Source organism: uncultured Shewanella sp., assembly GCF_947495455.1.
GTDB lineage: Bacteria > Pseudomonadota > Gammaproteobacteria > Enterobacterales > Shewanellaceae > Shewanella.
Genome location: NZ_CANLZC010000038.1, coordinates 1 through 18,602, shown reverse-complemented (window position 1 = coordinate 18,602; position 18,602 = coordinate 1). Strand labels below are relative to the sequence as shown.

The following is an 18,602-nucleotide window of genomic DNA, read 5'->3' as shown; positions in this document are numbered from 1 at the left end:
CCCAAAATACGCCATTGTGCGAGTTGTAGCATGCTTAAGGCAGTGGATCCTTATTCTCGTCTCATTCGGTTAGTGAAACATTTTCATATCACTTAACTTAAAGCAACAAAACAGTGTTATTGCCAACGAGGCACTTTGTCAGCAATAACACTGGCTGGGGACTATTTTGCTAGGGGCTTTAAATTGCCTCTTTGATAGCGTCCCCAACTTAATTGTCTGTTGACGACCCCTTGCTGATTGACCGATAAAGTGCCACTGAGTCCGTCCAGTTGGTAGCCAGGCAAGGCACGCATTTGTGCTAATTTATCCACAAGATCGACGGCATCATAGCCCATACTATAGAGTCTTTTTTTACTGTTACTCCAAGTGGGCCATAATTGACTGACGGTGCGAGTATCTGAATCTTGACGAATAAGCCAGGGAATATCACTGATAGTCAGGTTATTGAGTTCTTCATCGGCTTCTCGGCCTCCATCTTTCAAATGACTGCGGCTGCTGGCATAAAGAGGCACTGGCTGGGCAAAGACACTGAAATTAACATCAATGAAGGGTTTAAGTAAGGCTAAATCATGGCTGGCTGATAACATGTAAATGGCATCTATGTCTCGGCGTGAGCGAAAGTCTGCTTTGATCGGTAAATTAAGAAGACCTTTTAACGCGGCAATACGCTCTTTGCTGTCAATCACGCCTAATGCTTTTTGGACTGTGACTTTCATTTTGTCGCCAGCATCATAATAGTGAATTTCAGCGGGAGTTTGAGTCAGGGCTTGCCATGTTTTGTTAAAACTGTCTGCCATATTATGACCAAGCTTGTCATTACTGGCTAAGATCAGCGGCACTTTAATGCCATCTTTAAATAATCGGTTCGCCGCGTCATTAGCCTCATCGCTGGGTGATAAAGCAAAATAATATTGATCTTTATTGGGGGTGTCACTTTTAACGGTATTGAGAAAGAGCTGTGGTATGACTTTACCTTGCTCCCCTTTATTTTTTATTGTCGCTTGCAAGGCAGCAACAGAACTGGGTAATAAAGGGCCGATAATAAATTCAGCGCCTTGATTTACCGCAGCCTGATAAGCCGCGTTAGGATCTTGTGCGGTATCATAAAAATTGACTGTTACATTCTTGTCGTTTTGAGCTAAATAACTGGCCATAATGCCTTGTTTAACTGGATTGGCGATATCGGCTCTGGATCCTGTTAAGGGTAAAAGCACCGCAATCTTATTTGGGCTGTAAGGCTTAGTGTTGAGCGCCTTTTCGAGATCCGTTGGCAGCTTTCTTGTGGCAGGATGAGTTGGGTTTTGCTGCTGCCAACGACTTAGCTGGCTGACAAGCTGATTGGGATCGACGGCATAACGCTTAGTTAAGTAGGCGAGTTGTAACCAACCGGCAAATGTAGAGTCATCACTATCTGTTGAAAAACGCTTCAAGGTTTCTTCTGACAGAGGCTGCAGTGTGCGCCAAATAGTGTCATTGACTTCATTCGCTTGTGCTATAGGCAAATATTGCTCGAGAAGACTTAATTGACGCACTTCTTCTATGGGTTGATTACGCTCTTGATAAAGCTGCGCTTTTAATTGGTAGTAACTGACCCACTGCCATTTGGCTAACTGCCAATGAGTCGAATAGTCTAATACTTTAATGGCGTCAGCATATCGAGATTGCATTTTAAAGACGCGAGCCTTGAGGTATTTATATTCAGCTTGTAATTCGCTGTCGGGTAATAAGGTGGACTGTAGTGAGTTCAGCAACTGCTCGGCAGTATTGTCATCACCCGCATTTATCATGGCATGAGCTGCCAATAAGAAGTAGCGTTGACGTATTGACTGATTTTTTTCAGCTTTTGCTTTGGCTAAGTATTGCGCCGATGTTAAAGGGGCGCTGATTAAAGAAATGCTAGTCGATTCAGTCTTTACCGGGCCGGTTGGCGTTGCACAACCGAACAAAACTGCCGATAACACAGCGATAGAAATTAATTTAGTTGTCTTCAGGCTTTTTAACACAGGTCTTTACTCTGGTAAGATGCTGCCAGTAGTTTAACCTTCTCTTACGTTTGACGAAAGTCTTGTTGATAATCTATACAGAGGTAAATATGACCCTACCGGTCGCACTTTACATAGTTCCAACGCCCATTGGTAATCTAGAGGATATAAGTTCTCGTGCAATAACAGTACTTAAGCAGGTATCATTGATTGCCTGTGAGGACACCAGACACAGTGGTAAATTATTAAACCATTTTAGTATTGAGACCAAAAAAATCGCCTTACATGATCACAATGAGCGTGATCGGGCTCAAGGGATCATTCAAAAATTAGCCAACGGTGAGTCAGTGGCACTGATTTCTGATGCGGGAACACCGTTAATTTCTGATCCTGGATATCATTTGGTTTTCCAAGTACGGGAAGCAGGATTTAATGTCAGCCCCTTACCTGGCCCTTGCGCAGCGATTACGGCCTTAAGTGCATCGGGATTGCCATCGGATAGGTTTTCATTTGAAGGTTTTTTGCCGTCAAAAGAAAAAGGCCGCATCGATAAGTTGACCGCGTTGAAAGAGGATCCGCGCACGTTAATTTTTTATGAATCACCTCATAGAATTGTCCATAGTTTAACCTCGATAGCTTCTGTACTTGGAGATGATCGGCAGGTGGTCATGGCAAGGGAGGTGACGAAAGTCTTTGAAACCTTTTTATCGGGCACTGCAGCAGAGGTATTAGCACAGGTCACGAGTGATGCTAATCAGCAAAAGGGGGAGATAGTGCTCATGTGTCATGGCTTTCGCAGTGAGACAATAGCAGGTGATGAGTCTGCTTTATCTGTTAAGGTTTTGGAAACATTGACATTATTGAGTAAAGAATTGCCCTTAAAAAAAGCGGCGGCAATAACAGCCGAAATTTATGGTTTAAAGAAAAATGCACTTTATAAACAAGGACTCGCTTTAGGTTTATAACGGCTGATATCGATAAGTCAGGTCTTGCAGCTTAAAGAAAAATGCACTGTTATCACAAGCAATAAACAAGGGCTTGCTTTAGGTTTATAACGGCTGATATCGACAAAACAGGTATTGTGGCTTAAAGAAAAATGCACTGTTATCACAAGCAATAAACAAGGACTCACTTTAGGCTTGTAATGGCCGATATTCCTAAGGTTTATTAAGGTTTATATTGATAAGGGCTGATTTTGGTAAGTCTGATATTCCTAAGGCTTATAGGGATAAGTCAGGTATTGCGACTTAAAGAAAAACGCAATGTTATCACAATGATGTAAGTAGGGGGTTACCTTAGGTTTAAAAGCCAGTTGAAAGGGTAGGTTTGTTTATAAAAGCATCGGTTGGACTGAGTAAGTTGCATTGATACAAGGCTTGGAGGTATACTCCGCGCCGAGTTGGCCAGACAGTTGCCGCGCCTTTGGGCGGGGAGGAAAGTCCGGGCTTCATAGAGCAGGGTGCCAGATAACGTCTGGGCGGTGTGAACCGACGACAAGTGCAGCAGAGAGGAGACCGCCTATTCAATTTATTGAGTAGGTAAGGGTGAAAGGGTGCGGTAAGAGCGCACCGCATGGCTAGTAATAGTCCATGGCAAGGTAAACTCCACCCGAAGCAAGATCAAATAGGGTTCCGTATGGCGTGGCTCGCGTTGGAACCGGGTAGATCGCTTGAGCCTGTGAGCGATTGCAGGCCTAGATGAATAACTGTCCACGACAGGACCCGGCTTATCGGCCAACTCAACCTAATTTCTCTTAGTTAAGAGCAAAAAGCCGTTACCTTACAAGGTAACGGCTTTTTTGTGCTCTATTTTTAATGATTATGAATGTATTTTAATATTTTTTTTCATGTAATATCTTGATCTTAGGAGCCGTAATTTTCTGTAATAGATGGATTAAAATAAGATTAAATATATATTTATGGTAGTAATTGCTTTTGCTGTTTTAGGTTGTGAACCTAATGACTCAGATTATAATAATAAGGTAGCGGAATTCATAGCTACTGACATTGGCACAGATATTAAGTCGGGTAAATTTGTTCCGCCTTATGAAAGTTATGAACCATTAAAAGAGTACACAAATTGGTGTAATTCGGTTTTGTGGCCTCAATTAAGCGAGTATCAAATAAGTATAGATAAAACTTTTACTCGTGAAGAAATATTATATAGCGCTAGTTCAGAGGTTATAGGCAGAATAGGGATTTTTAATGCTTTTATTGATAAATCTGGTGGTGCGGAAGCCTTATACCCATATGTAGATGGGAATGCTGCATATATGATGAAACCTAGTAAATTGGCTATTCCTGTCATTAAGGAATTAGGGAGAAACCTATCACGCAGCCCTAGTTTTAAGAAATCAATTGAGCTGGCAAAAGAAGAGCCTAAACAATCAGATTCATTTTATTTGGCACATAATTTATGCCTTACTGCTGATTTAGTGACGGGAATGTTAGGTGGTGAAAGTCGTTCAAAATTAATTTTTGAAGAAGTTGCAACTTTGGTTCAAAAGAATACTTTGCATTCTATTAGATAAGCTAGGCTTATCTTAGCGAATATATCAACCTCATTTCTCCTCGTTAAGAGCAAAAAGCCGTTACCTTATGAAGGTAACGGCTTTTTTGTATTCAATTTTCTCTTGTTAATAAATCCGATTTGAGGGAGTGCTGAACCTTGATCTCTGCTAAAGGTTGAGGTACGCCAAAGGCTTTAGCGTCTTTGGAATTGTCGGCCACAATAGTGAAAAAGAATATTTTTATGGCGTTAAGTCGTTGGGCGGTACTTGTCGTGAGGAGGCGCGATACCAAAGAAGCATATACGAAGATGTTCAATGTTCAATTCTTAGAAAATGAGAACTGGATTTTGGGGTAAATAACAAGGGAGAGTTAAATGAATAATAATGATATAACTAGAAAGAATGGTGGGTCGTGAAGGATTCGAACCTTCGACCAATTGGTTAAAAGCCAACTGCTCTACCGACTGAGCTAACGACCCATCTTTGAAAGCGAGCGCATGGTACCCCGCTTGTTTTCTTTTGGCAAGTAAAAAATGAAAAACTTTAGTCTTTATGAGTGAATTTGCTGCCAAGTGATTTCTTTTTGTTCGTTTAGCTGCTGTTTAATGTTTTTTGGGCATTCAGAGTGTTCCATTTGGATAAAAGTGTCACACCGAGTAGGTCAATGGAGCCGACTTTTACTGAATATACAAAGTATGTCGAATTAGCTGGAGCATTGCTTGAGGATATTGGTTGGTTACGACTAAGACCTGTGACGAATACCGTGAAGCATATATTGTAAACAGCATTCAGCTTAATTGTTGAATGCTGTTTATGGTTGAATTTTAGAATAAGCTATTGAATTTTTTTACCTAACATTCGTCTTAGTGTGCCGTCTTTATCTATGATGTGATGTTTCAGAGCGCCAAGAATATGTAAACTAATGGCTGCCACCATGATGTTGGCGACTGCACCATGTATATTTTCACCGAGTTCACCTAAGCTTGCCGAAATAGGGATGACTTTACCTGTTGCGTCTAAATTTGCCGGAAACAGTTCGAGACCAAAGAGATTTAAGCCATGTCCACTTCCAGCTGACATTAACATACCTGATATAGGCATGACTATTATGCCTATGATGAGTAGCCAGTGCACAAGTTTAGCGAAGAAACGCTCTAGCGGACTGTATTGATTGACAGGAATTGGCCAGCCATTCACATAGCGCCAAATGACACGCCAAATGATCAGAATAAACAATGACATTCCTATGGATTTATGTATGGGATATAGTGCAAAAGCATTGTAGTTCGTCATGTAAAAACCAACGCTAAGCAAACAAATAAAAAAGACAGCAATAATCCAATGTAAGCTGACTGTTAAAGAAGAAAGTGTTTCTCTGGTGTCTTTCATGCGTGTCTCTGATGATGTTCAATGGGATTATGGCGAGAGCGAGTTATTTAAGTATAATTTAAATATGGGTATTTGATTTGCCTCATATTCAAACTTGAGCCTAGTGTTTACCTAGATCTCAGTCATAAGTGAAACTCGCATCTTCATTTTACTTGAGTATAGGCTTTTTTTTGACTCTACACTGTTTAATAAGGATTATTTATGACGGTTAAGCGAGATGGACAACATACATTACGATTGTGGATGATTATGTTAGTTGGCTTGAGTCTTCAAGCTTGTATGCTTTTTCCTCGGCCTGGAGGCGGTGGTCCAGGCCCAGGTCCTGCTCCTCGGCTAGCTTCTGGGCCAGCTTCTGGGCCAGAAACGAGTGCTAGACTCATGCCTAAACAATCAAAACTGGCTGACATACGGTATTTACCGTATCAAGCAGAATATTTCTATATACATTCTGATAATAGGGTTCCGTTAGTCCTTGCTGTAAAGTGAGGCCTGTTTATTATCAATTTTTGAGAGAGAAAATGACATTAACAGGTCATTGGCTGTACCGTGTCGTATTAAACGGGTGTCTCATGGGGGTGATGGGGCTATTATTGCAGGGCTGTATGATCCTTTCCCGTCCTATTCAGGCTGCCGCTCCAAGCGCTGATCCTCCGCCTCGATATGCTGTTTGCGACACATGGACTCAGCAGTGGGAGCTTCACACTCAAGAGCTGGGTAGCCTAAAGGCTTGCCAATATTCCAACCAGTTAAGTGGCATTTGTATGGCAACCTTTGGCCTGATCGTACCATTAGGCTCGCTTATCGTATCGAGCAGTGTTTATCTTGTTGGCAATACGCTGCATTGGTTTGAATACCAAGGCCGATGTGGTGATGGCTTAGTGCAAAAAAGCTTGGCATTTTTTAACACTGATACTGATGACAATGTAAAAATGTAGAAGTCGCGCCTTCGTTGAAAACCGATACAGGCATGATTGTGGCAGATGACGACATTATCGAACGGCATATGTGGCATTTTTTTAGGATCGGTGGCAATCATATTGCTTTGCAGCACAGTATCATTTTAGTCATTAAAAAAATAAGCGATATGTGATGAAAATGATGTATATACTGATAATGGTGGAAATGATTTTAAAGGTGATAACATGTGTTCAAAAAGTCGTCTAAGGCAAGGGTGTCAGCTTTTTGTTTATTTGCTTTGCACTTTTTTTATACAGGCTTGTGTCGTCGTGCCTCATCCCGTTCCGCGTCCTGCGCCGATCCCTGTACCAATAATGGTTCCAAGAGTCGTGCCTCTTCCCGTTCCGCGTCCGGCGCGGATCCCCGCACCAATACCTGCTCCCAGAATGAGGCCTGTGCCTCCTCCCTTTGCATGCTGTTTGTGAGCTGAAGCCACAACAATGGAAGCTTTAAACACAAGCATTGGGTAGCTTAAAGGCTTGTCAATATTCCAACCAGTTAAGTGGCATTTTTTAACACTGATACTGATGACAATGTAAAATGTAGAAGTTTTGCCTTTATTGAAACCTGATACGCGCATGATAGCGGCGAATGAAGCAATTATTGAATGGCATATCTAGATATTTTTTTAAAAAAAAACAGCATTTTACTTGTTTGATGGTAAACTAATTATTGAATGTTTTTATATGTGTTGAGAAAAGAATGCAATTATTGAAAGGAATGTTATTTGGCATCGGAGTGTTATTGTCTGGTCAGTTATTAGCATCGGATGCAATAAATGAAGGCTCTATTAGTGATGTTTCGTATCGAGATGGTTTTGTCACTTTAAGAGTCATAGGTGGTGATGGTGAAACCAATCATTGTGATAAATGTCCAAGTGATCCTGGTGGGTTTGGATTTAATAAATGTTGGATAGAGGAATCTAAAACAGCGCAAATTAGTCTGTTACTGTCTGCTCAGGCTAGAGGAAAAAAAATAGCGGGCCGTGTTTATGATATTACAAAAGACTGTACTTTATATCAAATGTCTGTTCAGAATTAGCTGAAAGGTTTTTATTGTTATAGTGATTTAGCGATAAAAAGCCGCCTTTTGATAGGCGGCTTTATGCTGTTATTTAAACTGTTTTATTTAATAAAGGCAAAGGCATCGCCGTAGAGGTGAGCTTCATCGACTCCCATGCTGCGAAATACTTCTCGTGCGGCACCAACCATATCAAAGCGGCCTGCAATATAAATGTCAAAACCTAAGAGGCTAGTGAAATCCGTTTTAATTTGTTCTAACAGGTTGGCTTCTTTACCTTGCCAATTCTGATTGGCCTCTTCAACGACAGGAATAAAATGCAGCCAAGGATGAGCGTCATGCCATTGTCGAGCAATCTTCTCATAGTACATGGCTTCTTGTGTACGACAGCCCCAGTAAAGTTGAGTTTCTATGGCTTGCCCTAAGGCTATTTGCTGTTCAACGATACTCTTAATGTAAGAGAAGCCTGTTCCGCCTGCAATGAGTAAGCGGGGGCGTTGGCTGTCACTTCTAAAGTGCGCGTCACCGCCCGGCACTTCAATTTCTATTTCTGTATTATCTTTTAAGCACCGCTTTAGTTTTTCGACCACTTGCATGGGATAACTTTCACTGATGGCGGCACCTATATGTAATTCAATATGTTTTGCATTAGGGGCACTGGCGATTGAGAAAGGACGTTTGTCTTTCTCACCCATGACGATACATAAGTATTGTCCAGCCTTAAAATCAAAAGCCGTTTCTGGTTTGAGTGTGACTTGAAAAACGGCATCGTTAAAAGGTGAAATGTGCTCAATTTTACAGCGAATGTTCTTCATTTAACTTCCTTGAGTACGCCATTTATCTCAACAGCTAATACTACTAATACTAGGTGGTTACTATTTGATTTTTGGTGAATGAATTGACTCATCGAGACCTAATTCTTGCCAAATATCATCAACTTTTTGTTTAACGTTTTCATCCATAACAATTGGGGTTCCCCACTCTCGAGTGGTTTCTCCTTGCCATTTATTGGTGGCATCTAATCCCATTTTAGACCCTAGCCCCGAGACAGGTGAAGCAAAATCTAAGTAGTCAATAGGCGTATTGTCTACCATTACTGTATCACGATTGGGATCCATTCGAGTAGTGATAGCCCAAATCACATCTTGCCAATCACGGCAGTTCACATCTTCATCGACAACGATAATAAATTTGGTATACATAAATTGCCGTAAGAAAGACCAAGCGCCCATCATGACGCGTTTAGCATGGCCTGGGTATTGCTTTTTAATGGAGATAACCGCCATTCGGTATGAGCAACCTTCTGGAGGCAAATAAAAATCTACAATTTCTGGGTACTGCTTTTGTAAAATAGGCACAAAAACTTCATTGAGTGCCACGCCTAACATTGCAGGCTCATCGGGTGGCCTACCAGTATAAGTGCTATGGTAAATAGGGTCTTTTCTATGGGTAATGTGTGTCACTGTAAAAACAGGGAATTCATCGGTTTCATTGTAATAACCTGTATGATCTCCATAAGGGCCTTCTTCAGCCATTTCGGTTGGATCTATATACCCTTCTAAAATGATTTCACTGCTGGCGGGAACCTCTAGATCACAGCTGATCGCTTTACACACTTGGGTGCGTTCGCCTCGTAATAACCCTGCAAAAGCGTATTCACTCATGGAATCGGGAACTGGTGTGACAGCGCCTAAAATGGTGACGGGATCGCTGCCTAGCGCGACGACGACTGGGTAATGTTCACCAGGATGTTGTTCTTTGAAATCTTTAAAATCTAATGCGCCGCCACGATGATCGAGCCAGCGCATAATCAGTTTATTTTTGCCTAATAATTGTTGACGATAAATGCCTAGATTTTGTCTTTCTTTATTTGGGCCTTTGGTGATCGTTAAGCCCCAACTGACTAAGGGAGCCGCATCACCTGGCCAACAATGTTGAATCGGCAGTTGCCTTAAATCAACATCATCACCTTTTAATATGACTTGTTGGCACTCTGGGTTGCGCACAGTCTTTGGTGGCATATTTAAGGCTTGCTTAAATTTAGGTAATTTGGCTATAGCATCTTTAAAGCCTCTTGGTGGCTCAGGCTCTTTTAAGAAGGCTAACAGTTCACCCACATCTCTTAGTGCAAGAGGATCTTCTTTTCCAAGTGCCATGGCGACACGCTTAGCGCTGCCAAATAAGTTTGCTAAAACAGGCATAGAATGATTTTTGGGATTTTCAAACAATAAAGCGGGTCCTCCAGCTCTGAGGACTCTATCAGCAATCTCCGTCATTTCTAAATGAGGATCAACGGGATAGCTAATACGTTTTAATTCACCACTTTGTTCAAGATGGTCAATGAAACTCCGCAAATCCTTAAAACTCATATGGAAATATTCTCTAATGTTAGGCTTATATGCGCGGCACTATAGCATCTTACCTAAGGCTAAGTCATCTTTGCATGTGGAGTGTTTTATTCTCGCTGAATGAATATTTTTTACTTAGATTGGTATAAAACCATTTTTCTGTAAACTATACTCATAGCTACTCCATTTATAGGTACTTCATTTATAGCGTTTAGCTTGGTTTTTGAAGTGAGTTGTCGGAGATTTTATATGCGTATTTTCCCTCGTGCTGTCATTGCTCTTATGTTACTTTTTCCCTCTATGAGTGGTTTTGCAAAATCTGACACTCAAGCGCAGCAAAAGAGTCGTTCTCAAAAGCCTAATCATTTAGACTTTCATGCTCATAAAGCTAATCGAATACACTCCAGTCCAGTGTATAAGAATAATCAATATGTTTATAATCGGGCCTATTTTTATCATCGAAATCATCACCGCTATTATCATCCACCCTATAGGGGGGACGTTGATTGGAGCATAGGTTCAGGCTGGAACTATGACTGGAACTATGGAAGGTATGCTTCATCTTGGGGAGCTTGGTGGGGAGACTCTTGGAACAGGGCGGCATATTATAGTTTTTCTGTTTTTTACCCATTTGGTTGGAGCAGACCGCTTGCTAGAACGAGTCAACCTAAAGTGACTGCACCGCCACAGCAAATAACCACCAGTGTGCAATACAGCCAAGGACTTACACGTTTACCTGATAATGCCAAAGTGATACAAACCAATAAAGGCACACAATATGAGTGGCAAGGGGTTTATTATCAATATGACTGGCGTACTCAAACTTACCGACAGGTCAAATAACTATCTTTGTTTTTTATTTTGTGCTTTTTAAAGTGCAGTAAATGCTAGGCATCTTGTTATCTTGATTGAGTTATATAAGAAAAAAGTTAGTCTTTAGCACTATTTTATAACGAGACGGTTTAAAAAAAATGTAGCCTGATGTGGTATATTGTGTAGAAGTTGTAAAGTCATACCTGTGAGTGAACTGCTTAAATAGGACATTAACTGTTACCTACTAATGACGCCCATGTAATAAGAGGTAGAATGGTGACTAAATTTCAATTTGATGAACATGCGAAAACAATAGCGGTAAAATCGGTGTTACATTTTGATGATAAGGGGCATTACTGTGCTATTAATTATGCCGATGTTTATGATTCGATTTTATCTTCAGGCCACATAGAATACCGAGGTAAAGCTTTTTTGCCTTCTCCACATTTAGTTCATTTGCCCGAAAAGGCGCTTATTGGACAAATGCAACTAATCATGGAGCAAATTCAAGCAACCTTGGAAGGAAAGAAGGGGATTTGCCTTCGAGGTTCTCAAGTTTTACCTTTCAAAAAGTCTTTTTTTGATTGGACAGTGGATCTTTCTGCTTTAGGTTTGCTTGGGGTGATTGCCTCTTTATTTCTCATCTTCGATTGATATTCTTTCCTTATTTTTAGTTAAAAGTACCATATATTCTATTGAAGAATGGTGCTTTTTTCTTTGTGATTTAACGTTTTTTTATTTATTCTTTTGTTTCATTTATTGAGGGATATATATGAAATATCAATGGGTTTTATTTGATGCTGATGAAACCTTGTTTCATTTTGATGCGTTCAAAGGGTTACAAACATTATTTTCAAAATATGATGTCATTTTTACTGAGCAAGACTTCAAAGAGTATCAGAGTGTTAATTTGCCTTTGTGGAGGGATTATCAAGACGGCAAAATTACTGCTCAAGCGTTACAAGAAAGGCGTTTTACGGCTTGGGCTGAGAAACTCAATGTTTCACCTCAACAATTAAATACTGACTTTTTACATGCTATGGCGAATATCTGCCACTTATTGCCAGGTGCTCAAGCATTGGTTGAGGCTTTGAAAGGGAAAGTTGGGTTAGGGATTATCACCAATGGTTTTACTCAACTGCAAACCATACGTCTACAAAAAACAGGTTTACTTGATATTTTTCCGTTAGTGGTGATTTCAGAAGAGGTAGGATTGGCCAAACCTCATGTGGGTATTTTTGAGTATGCATTTGAGCGCATGCGTTTAGATGAGTCAAAAAAGCAAGGCGCGCTTGATTTAAATCGTGTTCTTATGGTGGGGGATAATCAGCATTCTGACATTAAAGGTGGCATGAATGCGGGGATTGATACTTGCTGGTTGAATCGCTTTGATGAGCCTTTAGCTGAGGGGATTCAACCGACTTATCAAGTGAGCTCATTATCGGCATTACAATCTTTGCTTGTACCCAATGATAAGAGAATTGAAGATCTTGATAGTGTTCAAAGCATGGTGGGTTAACTCTTTGTCTTTAATACTTGCCTTTGATAAATTGCTCTTAAAAATAGTGATGTAAAACATAGCAATATGTTGCTTTATTATTCATAAAGAATAGGTTGGTTGTTTTTTTGTTCGTTTGAGCCAATAAGGGGTTTACAACGTCATGATAACCCCCTATTATCAGCGCCACTGGAGAGATGGCAGAGTGGTCGAATGCACCGGTCTTGAAAACCGGCATGGGTTTGTAGCCCATCTAGGGTTCAAATCCCTATCTCTCCGCCATATTAAAAATAAAAAAACCTATCTTTAAAGATAGGTTTTTTTATGTCTGCAATTTAATAGTGAGTTTATAGCACACTTATGTAGGGTTCAAACGCCTATCTCTCCGCCATATTAAATAAGAAGCCGATAATTATCTTAGCGGCTTTTTTGTGTCTACTTACCAATAAAATAGCACGGGTTTGTAGCATGCTCATTTAGGGTTCAAGCACCTATCTTTGTACCACTGTTCCGTCCTGAGATAAGTTGACACTTTGGAGACTTATCGATCCCTTATTTTAACCCCTGACTATGATATCAGGAGTTAACATGATTAAACTTTCTCATGACGATTAGGGCTTTTTTGATAAAAAAGCAGCTCGCTTAAGAATTCAATGGCTTAATTTTGTGTGTAAACCGATAATATTGGGAATTTATTTTGACCAAAGGCGATGGTGATGGATAAGGTCTCATGTGCTTTAAAAGAATGAGAAAAATCATGTGGAAAAATGCGTTCGCCATCGGCGACTAAAGCTAAAATATGCTTCTCTGATAAAGTTCGTCTTCCAGCACTGTTATTTTTTATGGTAATAAGGGCCCAACGTTCTCCAAGATCATTACTCATTAGGACATAATTTTTAATGAAAAAATCACTGCGGGAGGGTTGAATGTTTCTGTCGTTTGGAAAGGATAAATCTGAAGCGGATACAGATACTTGATCGACATTGAGTGCTTCGTTTTCTGTTGAGCTTGCTGAAAATGAGATTAATGATAATAAGACAAAAAAATACTTAATCAAGGGGTACTCCAAATGTAATTCTAGGTTTCATGTTTCATGTTTCATCAGTTGTATTTTATTATTGACTACTTTCTCCTAGGTTGTTGTGTTTGTTGTGTTTGTTGTGTTTGTTGTGTTTCATATGAAGCCAAATGTTGATGAGTAATACAGCGGTATTGATACCAATCATTACCCAAGCTCTTACGGCTAATGGAAAAAGGCTTGAAAGAAACGGAATAATGGGTATGGATAAGGCAATAGTGCTATAAAGCAGTGAGCAATAAAGCAGCCAGAATCCCCAAATGCGTTTATGCCATAAACCCCAAGCAGTACAAACAGAGAGGCTAAACCAAGGGATAGCAATAAGATTATAGGTTGCATTTAAGGATGTTATTTTTATGCCAGAAAGTATTTTCCAATGCAGTATGAGCGAAATGATAATGAGGATAGCTATCACTTGTTGCCCATATTGATAGCATTTTTTCTGCATGTATCCCCTTATTTGTTAGCTTTAAATTCAGTTGTGATATTTGCTTATTATTAGAAATGTAAAATATATGGGGTGACATCAACCTTATTAAGCTAAAAGGTATCATTTCTAATTATATGATGCAAATCAATTATTTTTGTTTTTCTATAGATTTTAAGAGATATTTAAGTCAAGCTGTCCATGCTAACTTTGTGGGTGAGAGTTAGCTATATTGTGAATATTTATTCGATTGTTGATGGGGGCTGAGGGAACAAAACCCCCTTTTTAAGGGGTTTATGACTGTATAAATTTATCGACAACCCGATTAAATTTTTTGGGGTTTTCGACAAAAGGAAAATGTTTACCGCCTTCATCTTCTTCAAAGATGATGAGTTTGGCATTGGGGATCTGTTTGCTAACCCAGACTTGAGATGTGGGTGAGATCAAGCTAGCCTGACCACCTATGATCAGAGAAGGTATGGGGATTCTGGGGAATAAGGTGCGCCAGTCTTGATAATAGGCGTCAAAGAGTAAACGCGCAGCGGCTCTTTTCGGTAAGGTATCACTGCAATTGAGGATAAACTGCTTTAGTTTATCGGCGGCATCACGGCTGACCATAGTGTCGAAAAGGACCTGCATAAAATAATTGTTTGGATTGCTACAAATCTGATTGCATAGCTGCTCAAGCGCTGTAGCATCCGTGCTTGCGCCAAATTGTTGAATATCGACTGCTTTCCAATAAGGGTTGGCCATAGGCATGGCGCTTCTGTCGATCAAAATCAGTTTATCTATGTGGGAGAAGCCAAAAAGTTCTAAATAAGCGCAGGCAACGCTACCACCAAAGTTATGCCCGAGTAGGTAGAGTTTATTGAGATGTAAAAGGTTGAGTAGTTCATGTAGATCTTTGGCAAATCGATAGACTGTGTAGCCATAATTAATTTTTGTTGATAATCCATGGCCCCGCATATCCAGAGCGATAATACGGTATTTTTGGCTCAGTTCATCAAGTTGAGATTTAAAGATTTGACAGCTAATGTTATATGTGGGCAGCAGAACGAGAGGGTGCCCCTCTCCTCTGTCGAGGTAGTGTAATATCGCGCCATCATGAGTGATAAAGTAATGGCTGTAAGGTGAGTTCATAGCCATGATATATCTCATCATTTATGTTAATTTTAGTCATAACATATCTCATCATTTATCTTAATCTCAGGCATTATTATAACAATAAAAGTGATGTTTTAGAATGAGATAAAATTAAAGTAGATTAAATGAAATGTAATAAAGTATGAATTATTACAGCTATGACTATAAATTTATCGTGTTTGATTTATGATACTTAAATTGACCTGTTATTGGATAAACTTATCGATAACTCGATTAAATTTTTTGGCGTTTTCAACAAAAGGAAAATGTTTACCGCCTTCATCTTCTTCAAAAATGATGAGTTTGGCATTAGGGATTTGTTGGCTTGTCCAAATTTGGGAAGAGGCCGAGATCAGGCTCGCGCGCCCGCCTATAACCAGAGTGGGTTTAGTTATTCTAGGGAATAAGGTGCGCCAGTCTTGATAGTATAAATTGTTAAATAGTAAGGCTGCGGCTTTTTTCGGAAGTGTGCCACTGTTTTTAAGGATTAATTCTTTATGTTCATCTTTGGCTAGGCGATTGACCATAGTATTAAAGAAAAGCTTCATAAACTGATCATTTTGATTTATTGCAATTTGATGGCAGAGGTTTTCAAGAGATTTGGGATCAGAAGTCGGCCCATACCGTTGAATTTCTGTTCGAGTCCAGATTGGATTCATCATGGGAACGGCAGCCCTATCGATAAAAATGAGCTTACTGATGGAGGAGAAGCCAAAAAGTTCTAAATAGCAGCAAATAACCGTTGCACCAAAGGTATGGCCGAGAAGATTAAGTTCGCTGAGTTGTAAATGTTTAATCAGTTCATGTAGATCTTTGGCAAATCGATGGACTTTGTAGCCATAATTGACTTTTTCTGATAATCCATGCCCCCGCATATCCAGCGCTATGATACGGTATTTTTGGCTCAGTTCCTCAAGTTGATATTTAAAGATTCGACAGCTGATATTCCATGAGGGTAACAGGAGTAAAGATGGGCCTTTTCCTTTGTCCAAGTAGTGTAATTTGGCACCATCATTAGTAGAAAAATAATGGCTGTAAGGTGAGTTTATGGCCATCATATACTCAATTATTTAGATTAACAGTAGGCATAATTATAACCATAAAAGTGATTTTCTAGAGTGTAATTAAATGAGATTCAATTAAATGTAATGAAATATGAAGCATTACAGCTATGACTATAAATTTATCATGTTTGATTTATGATATTAAATTGACCTGTTGTTGGATAAACTTATCGATAACTCGATTAAATTTTTTGGAGTTTTCAACAAAGGGAAAATGTTTACCGCCTTCATCTTCTTCAAAGATGATGAGTTTGGCATTAGGAATTTGTTGGCTTGTCCAAATTTGGGAAGAGGCTGAGATCAGGCTAGCGCGCCCGCCTATGATCAAAGTGGGTTTGGTTATTCTAGGGAATAAGGTGCGCCAGTCTTGATAAAAAGCATCAAAGAGTAATGATGCAGCTCCTTTTTTAGGAATTGTGTCACTGTTTTTAAGGATTAATTCTTTATGTTTATCTTTGGCTAGGTGGGTGACCATAGTATTAAAGAAAATTTTCATAAAATGATCTTCTTGAGTGGTTGTAATTTCATAGCAGAGGTTTTCAAGAGATTTGGGATCAGAAGTCGGCCCATACCGTTGAATTTCTGTTTGAGTCCAGATTGGATTCATCATGGGAACGGCAGCCCTATCGATAAAAATGAGTTTACTGATGGAGGAGAAGCCAAAAAGTTCTAAATAGCTGCAAATAACCGTTGCGCCAAAGTTGTGGCCGAGAAGATTAAGTTCGCTGAGTTGTAAGTGTTTGATAAAATCCTGAAGATCTTTGGCAAATCGATGGACTTTATAGCCATAATTGACTTTTTCTGATAATCCATGCCCCCGCATATCCAGAGCTAAAATACGATACTGATCGCTCAATGCTTCAAGTTGATATTTAAAGATTCGACAGCTGATATTCCATGTGGGTAACAGGAGTAAAGGTGGGCCTTTTCCTTTATCCAAGTAGTGTAATTTGACGCCATCATTAGTGGAAAAATAATGGCTGTAAGGCGAGTTTAGGCCCATAAGATAGTTAATTATTTATATTAACAGTAGGCATAATTATAACAATAAAAGTGATTTTCTATTGTGAAATTAAATTAAATTAAATTAAATGTAATGGAATATGAACCATTACATTTATTCAATTTACTTTGCCAACATAGGGTAAGTAAAAAAAGCTAAGTGCGCAAAGTTAAAAGCAAAGTGACAGAGTATTGCGGCCCATAATCGACCAGTAAAGTGAAAAATAAGACCATATCCAATACCTGCCAGTGTGGCAAATATCATTAATAATGTTCCACCTGCAAAATGAGCGAGCCCAAAGAGAATGCTGGCTAACATTAGGCCGACGACCCAACCGCACTTTTCACTGATCAATTGCTGAAAAAAACCGCGAAATAACGCTTCTTCGGCAACACAAACTAAGATGAGATTATTAAATGCAAATAGCCACCACCAACTCGGAAGAGATAATTCGAGTTTGAGAGCACCTAGAAAGCTTGCGATAGGTAATAAGGCAAATAAAGGGAGTAAAGTGAAGATGATAGGTTTAACTTTTACTGTCTTAATTTTGCCAAGTAGTGGAGGATAAGCCAGTATTAAAGTAAAAATTATCATGGGCTTATCAATATTGAGATACATGGAAAAAGGGAGGCTGTCGTTGCTAGCAGTCACTTTATTTAATACTTGCAAGTTGTTAAACCCTGGCACTAAGTGGAAAAATAATGCAAATACCCAAAGAGTGATGATGGTGTAACTCACATAGCGCCAAAAGGGTCTGAATGAATTGGCTTTGTAAGCTAAAGAGAACCCGATGAGAATACTCACCAGTCCTAATATTTTGAGTTTCTGTTCAAATAAGGCGCCAATAAAGAAAAGGGCTAATAATGCGAAAGCGGCTTTGGATTCTTGTAACAATATCGCAATAATGGCGAGTGTCAGTGGAAAGAAAATCCACATTGAAAAATCGAGAGTCATTTATTTTTCCTTTGATCTTGGTTCTATGAGTATAACTATAGGTGATTATATCTATTACGCTTTTTTTATGATTTATGGCTAAAGTCTAAGGGTCAATTATTGTTATTGTTGATATTTTAAGATATTGATTTTTTTTGTTTTCATATATAAGGAAGTTTAATGAAGAAGTTGATATTATTATTTGCCCTGTCTGTTATTGCTCCAATGACTCTGGCTTATGAGGGGGCACCTGCTAAACAAGTGAGTCAATTTTTTACTGAAGTGGCAGAAGGTAAGATTTCTCAGGCAATCGATCATTTATATGCAAGTAATCCTCTTGTGATGCAAAGAGCGCAAGAGCTATACCCGTGACTGAGGGATCCCCACTTTTCTGGCTCATAAACAATGAATACTGATTGTGAAGTGAGCCAAGTTATA

22 protein-coding genes, 2 tRNA genes and 1 other RNA gene are annotated in these 18,602 nt (G+C 39.5%); 13 read left to right on the top strand and 12 right to left on the bottom strand.

The window, feature by feature from the left end; genetic code table 11:
• Window positions 1–161: 161 nt before the first annotated feature.
• Complete coding sequence (locus Q0791_RS11595) at window positions 162–2,003, bottom strand: penicillin-binding protein activator (protein ID WP_299006311.1); 1,842 nt, start codon at window positions 2,001–2,003, stop codon at window positions 162–164.
• 89 nt (window positions 2,004–2,092) lie between these two features.
• Here Q0791_RS11595 and rsmI point away from each other — a divergent pair, with 89 nt between their 5' ends.
• From rsmI to Q0791_RS11580, 3 genes are all read left to right on the top strand, one after another.
• Window positions 2,093–2,947 (top strand): 16S rRNA (cytidine(1402)-2'-O)-methyltransferase, encoded by an 855-nt coding sequence (gene rsmI / locus Q0791_RS11590; protein ID WP_299006308.1) that lies wholly within the window; start codon window positions 2,093–2,095, stop codon window positions 2,945–2,947.
• Window positions 2,948–3,377: 430 nt separating this feature from the next.
• Window positions 3,378–3,727: RNase P RNA component class A (rnpB, locus tag Q0791_RS11585), an RNA gene on the top strand.
• A 173-nt stretch (window positions 3,728–3,900) separates the two neighbouring features.
• The gene (locus Q0791_RS11580) at window positions 3,901–4,512 is read left to right on the top strand and encodes a hypothetical protein (RefSeq protein ID WP_299006306.1); all 612 of its coding nucleotides are present in this window, start codon (window positions 3,901–3,903) and stop codon (window positions 4,510–4,512) included.
• A 382-nt stretch (window positions 4,513–4,894) separates the two neighbouring features.
• Here the strand turns inward: Q0791_RS11580 and Q0791_RS11575 are convergent.
• Window positions 4,895–4,970: transfer RNA gene (locus Q0791_RS11575), tRNA-Lys, on the bottom strand.
• A gap of 146 nt (window positions 4,971–5,116) precedes the next feature.
• On the opposite strand from Q0791_RS11575, the gene Q0791_RS11570 reads away from it, so the two are divergent.
• Entirely contained in the window at window positions 5,117–5,272 is a 156-nt protein-coding gene (locus tag Q0791_RS11570) for a hypothetical protein (protein ID WP_299006304.1), read from the top strand.
• A 53-nt stretch (window positions 5,273–5,325) separates the two neighbouring features.
• On the opposite strand, the gene Q0791_RS11565 is transcribed toward Q0791_RS11570, so the two are convergent.
• Entirely contained in the window at window positions 5,326–5,880 is a 555-nt protein-coding gene (locus tag Q0791_RS11565) for a cytochrome b (protein ID WP_299006303.1), read from the bottom strand.
• 201 nt (window positions 5,881–6,081) lie between these two features.
• Between Q0791_RS11565 and Q0791_RS11560 the strand changes: the two genes are divergently transcribed.
• Genes Q0791_RS11560 through Q0791_RS11550 form a run of 3 tightly spaced genes read left to right on the top strand, consistent with a single transcriptional unit; the run spans window position 6,082 to window position 6,970 of the window.
• Window positions 6,082–6,366, top strand: a complete 285-nt coding sequence (locus Q0791_RS11560; protein ID WP_299006302.1) for a hypothetical protein — start codon at window positions 6,082–6,084, stop codon at window positions 6,364–6,366.
• Between the two features lie 32 nt (window positions 6,367–6,398).
• Window positions 6,399–6,815, top strand: a complete 417-nt coding sequence (locus Q0791_RS11555; protein WP_299006301.1) for a hypothetical protein — start codon at window positions 6,399–6,401, stop codon at window positions 6,813–6,815.
• 14 nt (window positions 6,816–6,829) lie between these two features.
• Window positions 6,830–6,970, top strand: a complete 141-nt coding sequence (locus tag Q0791_RS11550) for a hypothetical protein (RefSeq protein WP_299006300.1) — start codon at window positions 6,830–6,832, stop codon at window positions 6,968–6,970.
• A gap of 141 nt (window positions 6,971–7,111) precedes the next feature.
• Here the strand turns inward: Q0791_RS11550 and Q0791_RS11545 are convergent, their stop codons facing one another.
• The gene (locus tag Q0791_RS11545; RefSeq protein WP_299006299.1) at window positions 7,112–7,300 is read right to left on the bottom strand and encodes a hypothetical protein; all 189 of its coding nucleotides are present in this window, start codon (window positions 7,298–7,300) and stop codon (window positions 7,112–7,114) included.
• Between the two features lie 239 nt (window positions 7,301–7,539).
• Between Q0791_RS11545 and Q0791_RS11540 the strand changes: the two genes are divergently transcribed.
• Window positions 7,540–7,878 (top strand): hypothetical protein, encoded by a 339-nt coding sequence (locus Q0791_RS11540; protein WP_299006297.1) that lies wholly within the window; start codon window positions 7,540–7,542, stop codon window positions 7,876–7,878.
• An 83-nt stretch (window positions 7,879–7,961) separates the two neighbouring features.
• On the opposite strand, the gene fre is transcribed toward Q0791_RS11540, so the two are convergent.
• Both fre and ubiD read right to left on the bottom strand, forming a co-directional pair.
• Complete coding sequence (fre, locus tag Q0791_RS11535) at window positions 7,962–8,672, bottom strand: NAD(P)H-flavin reductase (protein WP_299006296.1); 711 nt, start codon at window positions 8,670–8,672, stop codon at window positions 7,962–7,964.
• A 60-nt stretch (window positions 8,673–8,732) separates the two neighbouring features.
• Window positions 8,733–10,226: a 4-hydroxy-3-polyprenylbenzoate decarboxylase gene (gene ubiD, locus Q0791_RS11530; RefSeq protein ID WP_299006294.1), complete on the bottom strand. Its 1,494-nt coding sequence runs from the start codon at window positions 10,224–10,226 to the stop codon at window positions 8,733–8,735.
• 228 nt (window positions 10,227–10,454) lie between these two features.
• Between ubiD and Q0791_RS11525 the strand changes: the two genes are divergently transcribed.
• From Q0791_RS11525 to Q0791_RS11510, 4 genes are all read left to right on the top strand, one after another.
• A complete protein-coding gene (locus tag Q0791_RS11525) occupies window positions 10,455–11,048 on the top strand; it encodes a hypothetical protein (protein ID WP_299006292.1) in 594 nt (197 codons plus the stop codon).
• Between the two features lie 243 nt (window positions 11,049–11,291).
• On the top strand, window positions 11,292–11,672 hold the full coding sequence (locus tag Q0791_RS11520; protein WP_299006291.1) for a hypothetical protein: 381 nt from the start codon (window positions 11,292–11,294) through the stop codon (window positions 11,670–11,672).
• 118 nt (window positions 11,673–11,790) lie between these two features.
• The gene (gene yjjG, locus Q0791_RS11515) at window positions 11,791–12,537 is read left to right on the top strand and encodes a pyrimidine 5'-nucleotidase (RefSeq protein WP_299006289.1); all 747 of its coding nucleotides are present in this window, start codon (window positions 11,791–11,793) and stop codon (window positions 12,535–12,537) included.
• A 170-nt stretch (window positions 12,538–12,707) separates the two neighbouring features.
• Window positions 12,708–12,798: transfer RNA gene (locus Q0791_RS11510), tRNA-Ser, on the top strand.
• A 376-nt stretch (window positions 12,799–13,174) separates the two neighbouring features.
• Here Q0791_RS11510 and Q0791_RS11505 read toward each other — a convergent pair.
• From Q0791_RS11505 to Q0791_RS11480, 6 genes are all read right to left on the bottom strand, one after another.
• Window positions 13,175–13,573, bottom strand: coding sequence for a hypothetical protein (locus Q0791_RS11505; protein WP_366942489.1), 399 nt, complete (start codon window positions 13,571–13,573; stop codon window positions 13,175–13,177).
• Window positions 13,574–13,631: 58 nt separating this feature from the next.
• Complete coding sequence (locus Q0791_RS11500; protein ID WP_299006287.1) at window positions 13,632–14,042, bottom strand: hypothetical protein; 411 nt, start codon at window positions 14,040–14,042, stop codon at window positions 13,632–13,634.
• A 273-nt stretch (window positions 14,043–14,315) separates the two neighbouring features.
• Window positions 14,316–15,167: an alpha/beta hydrolase gene (locus tag Q0791_RS11495; RefSeq protein WP_299006285.1), complete on the bottom strand. Its 852-nt coding sequence runs from the start codon at window positions 15,165–15,167 to the stop codon at window positions 14,316–14,318.
• A 203-nt stretch (window positions 15,168–15,370) separates the two neighbouring features.
• On the bottom strand, window positions 15,371–16,222 hold the full coding sequence (locus Q0791_RS11490) for an alpha/beta hydrolase (protein ID WP_299006284.1): 852 nt from the start codon (window positions 16,220–16,222) through the stop codon (window positions 15,371–15,373).
• A 139-nt stretch (window positions 16,223–16,361) separates the two neighbouring features.
• A complete protein-coding gene (locus Q0791_RS11485; RefSeq protein WP_299006282.1) occupies window positions 16,362–17,231 on the bottom strand; it encodes an alpha/beta hydrolase in 870 nt (289 codons plus the stop codon).
• Between the two features lie 123 nt (window positions 17,232–17,354).
• A complete protein-coding gene (locus tag Q0791_RS11480; RefSeq protein WP_299006279.1) occupies window positions 17,355–18,185 on the bottom strand; it encodes a CPBP family intramembrane glutamic endopeptidase in 831 nt (276 codons plus the stop codon).
• A gap of 159 nt (window positions 18,186–18,344) precedes the next feature.
• On the opposite strand from Q0791_RS11480, the gene Q0791_RS11475 reads away from it, so the two are divergent.
• Window positions 18,345–18,536 carry a hypothetical protein gene (locus tag Q0791_RS11475; protein ID WP_299006277.1) on the top strand — a complete coding sequence of 64 codons (192 nt, stop codon included), beginning with the start codon at window positions 18,345–18,347 and terminating at the stop codon, window positions 18,534–18,536.
• The last annotated feature ends 66 nt before the right edge of the window (window positions 18,537–18,602 follow it).

Excerpts from the sequence above, each read along its gene's own strand:
- rsmI (WP_299006308.1), top strand. The coding sequence starts at position 2,093 with ATGACCCTACCGGTCGCACTTTACATAGTTCCAACGCCCATTGGTAAT.
- Q0791_RS11580 (WP_299006306.1), top strand. The coding sequence starts at position 3,901 with ATGGTAGTAATTGCTTTTGCTGTTTTAGGTTGTGAACCTAATGACTCA.
- Q0791_RS11565 (WP_299006303.1), bottom strand. The coding sequence starts at position 5,880 with ATGAAAGACACCAGAGAAACACTTTCTTCTTTAACAGTCAGCTTACAT.
- Q0791_RS11560 (WP_299006302.1), top strand. The coding sequence starts at position 6,082 with ATGACGGTTAAGCGAGATGGACAACATACATTACGATTGTGGATGATT.
- Q0791_RS11555 (WP_299006301.1), top strand. The coding sequence starts at position 6,399 with ATGACATTAACAGGTCATTGGCTGTACCGTGTCGTATTAAACGGGTGT.
- Q0791_RS11545 (WP_299006299.1), bottom strand. The coding sequence starts at position 7,300 with ATGCTTGTGTTTAAAGCTTCCATTGTTGTGGCTTCAGCTCACAAACAG.
- Q0791_RS11540 (WP_299006297.1), top strand. The coding sequence starts at position 7,540 with ATGCAATTATTGAAAGGAATGTTATTTGGCATCGGAGTGTTATTGTCT.
- fre (WP_299006296.1), bottom strand. The coding sequence starts at position 8,672 with ATGAAGAACATTCGCTGTAAAATTGAGCACATTTCACCTTTTAACGAT.
- ubiD (WP_299006294.1), bottom strand. The coding sequence starts at position 10,226 with ATGAGTTTTAAGGATTTGCGGAGTTTCATTGACCATCTTGAACAAAGT.
- Q0791_RS11525 (WP_299006292.1), top strand. The coding sequence starts at position 10,455 with ATGCGTATTTTCCCTCGTGCTGTCATTGCTCTTATGTTACTTTTTCCC.
- Q0791_RS11520 (WP_299006291.1), top strand. The coding sequence starts at position 11,292 with ATGGTGACTAAATTTCAATTTGATGAACATGCGAAAACAATAGCGGTA.
- yjjG (WP_299006289.1), top strand. The coding sequence starts at position 11,791 with ATGAAATATCAATGGGTTTTATTTGATGCTGATGAAACCTTGTTTCAT.
- Q0791_RS11500 (WP_299006287.1), bottom strand. The coding sequence starts at position 14,042 with ATGCAGAAAAAATGCTATCAATATGGGCAACAAGTGATAGCTATCCTC.
- Q0791_RS11495 (WP_299006285.1), bottom strand. The coding sequence starts at position 15,167 with ATGGCTATGAACTCACCTTACAGCCATTACTTTATCACTCATGATGGC.
- Q0791_RS11490 (WP_299006284.1), bottom strand. The coding sequence starts at position 16,222 with ATGATGGCCATAAACTCACCTTACAGCCATTATTTTTCTACTAATGAT.
- Q0791_RS11485 (WP_299006282.1), bottom strand. The coding sequence starts at position 17,231 with ATGGGCCTAAACTCGCCTTACAGCCATTATTTTTCCACTAATGATGGC.
- Q0791_RS11480 (WP_299006279.1), bottom strand. The coding sequence starts at position 18,185 with ATGACTCTCGATTTTTCAATGTGGATTTTCTTTCCACTGACACTCGCC.
- Q0791_RS11475 (WP_299006277.1), top strand. The coding sequence starts at position 18,345 with ATGAAGAAGTTGATATTATTATTTGCCCTGTCTGTTATTGCTCCAATG.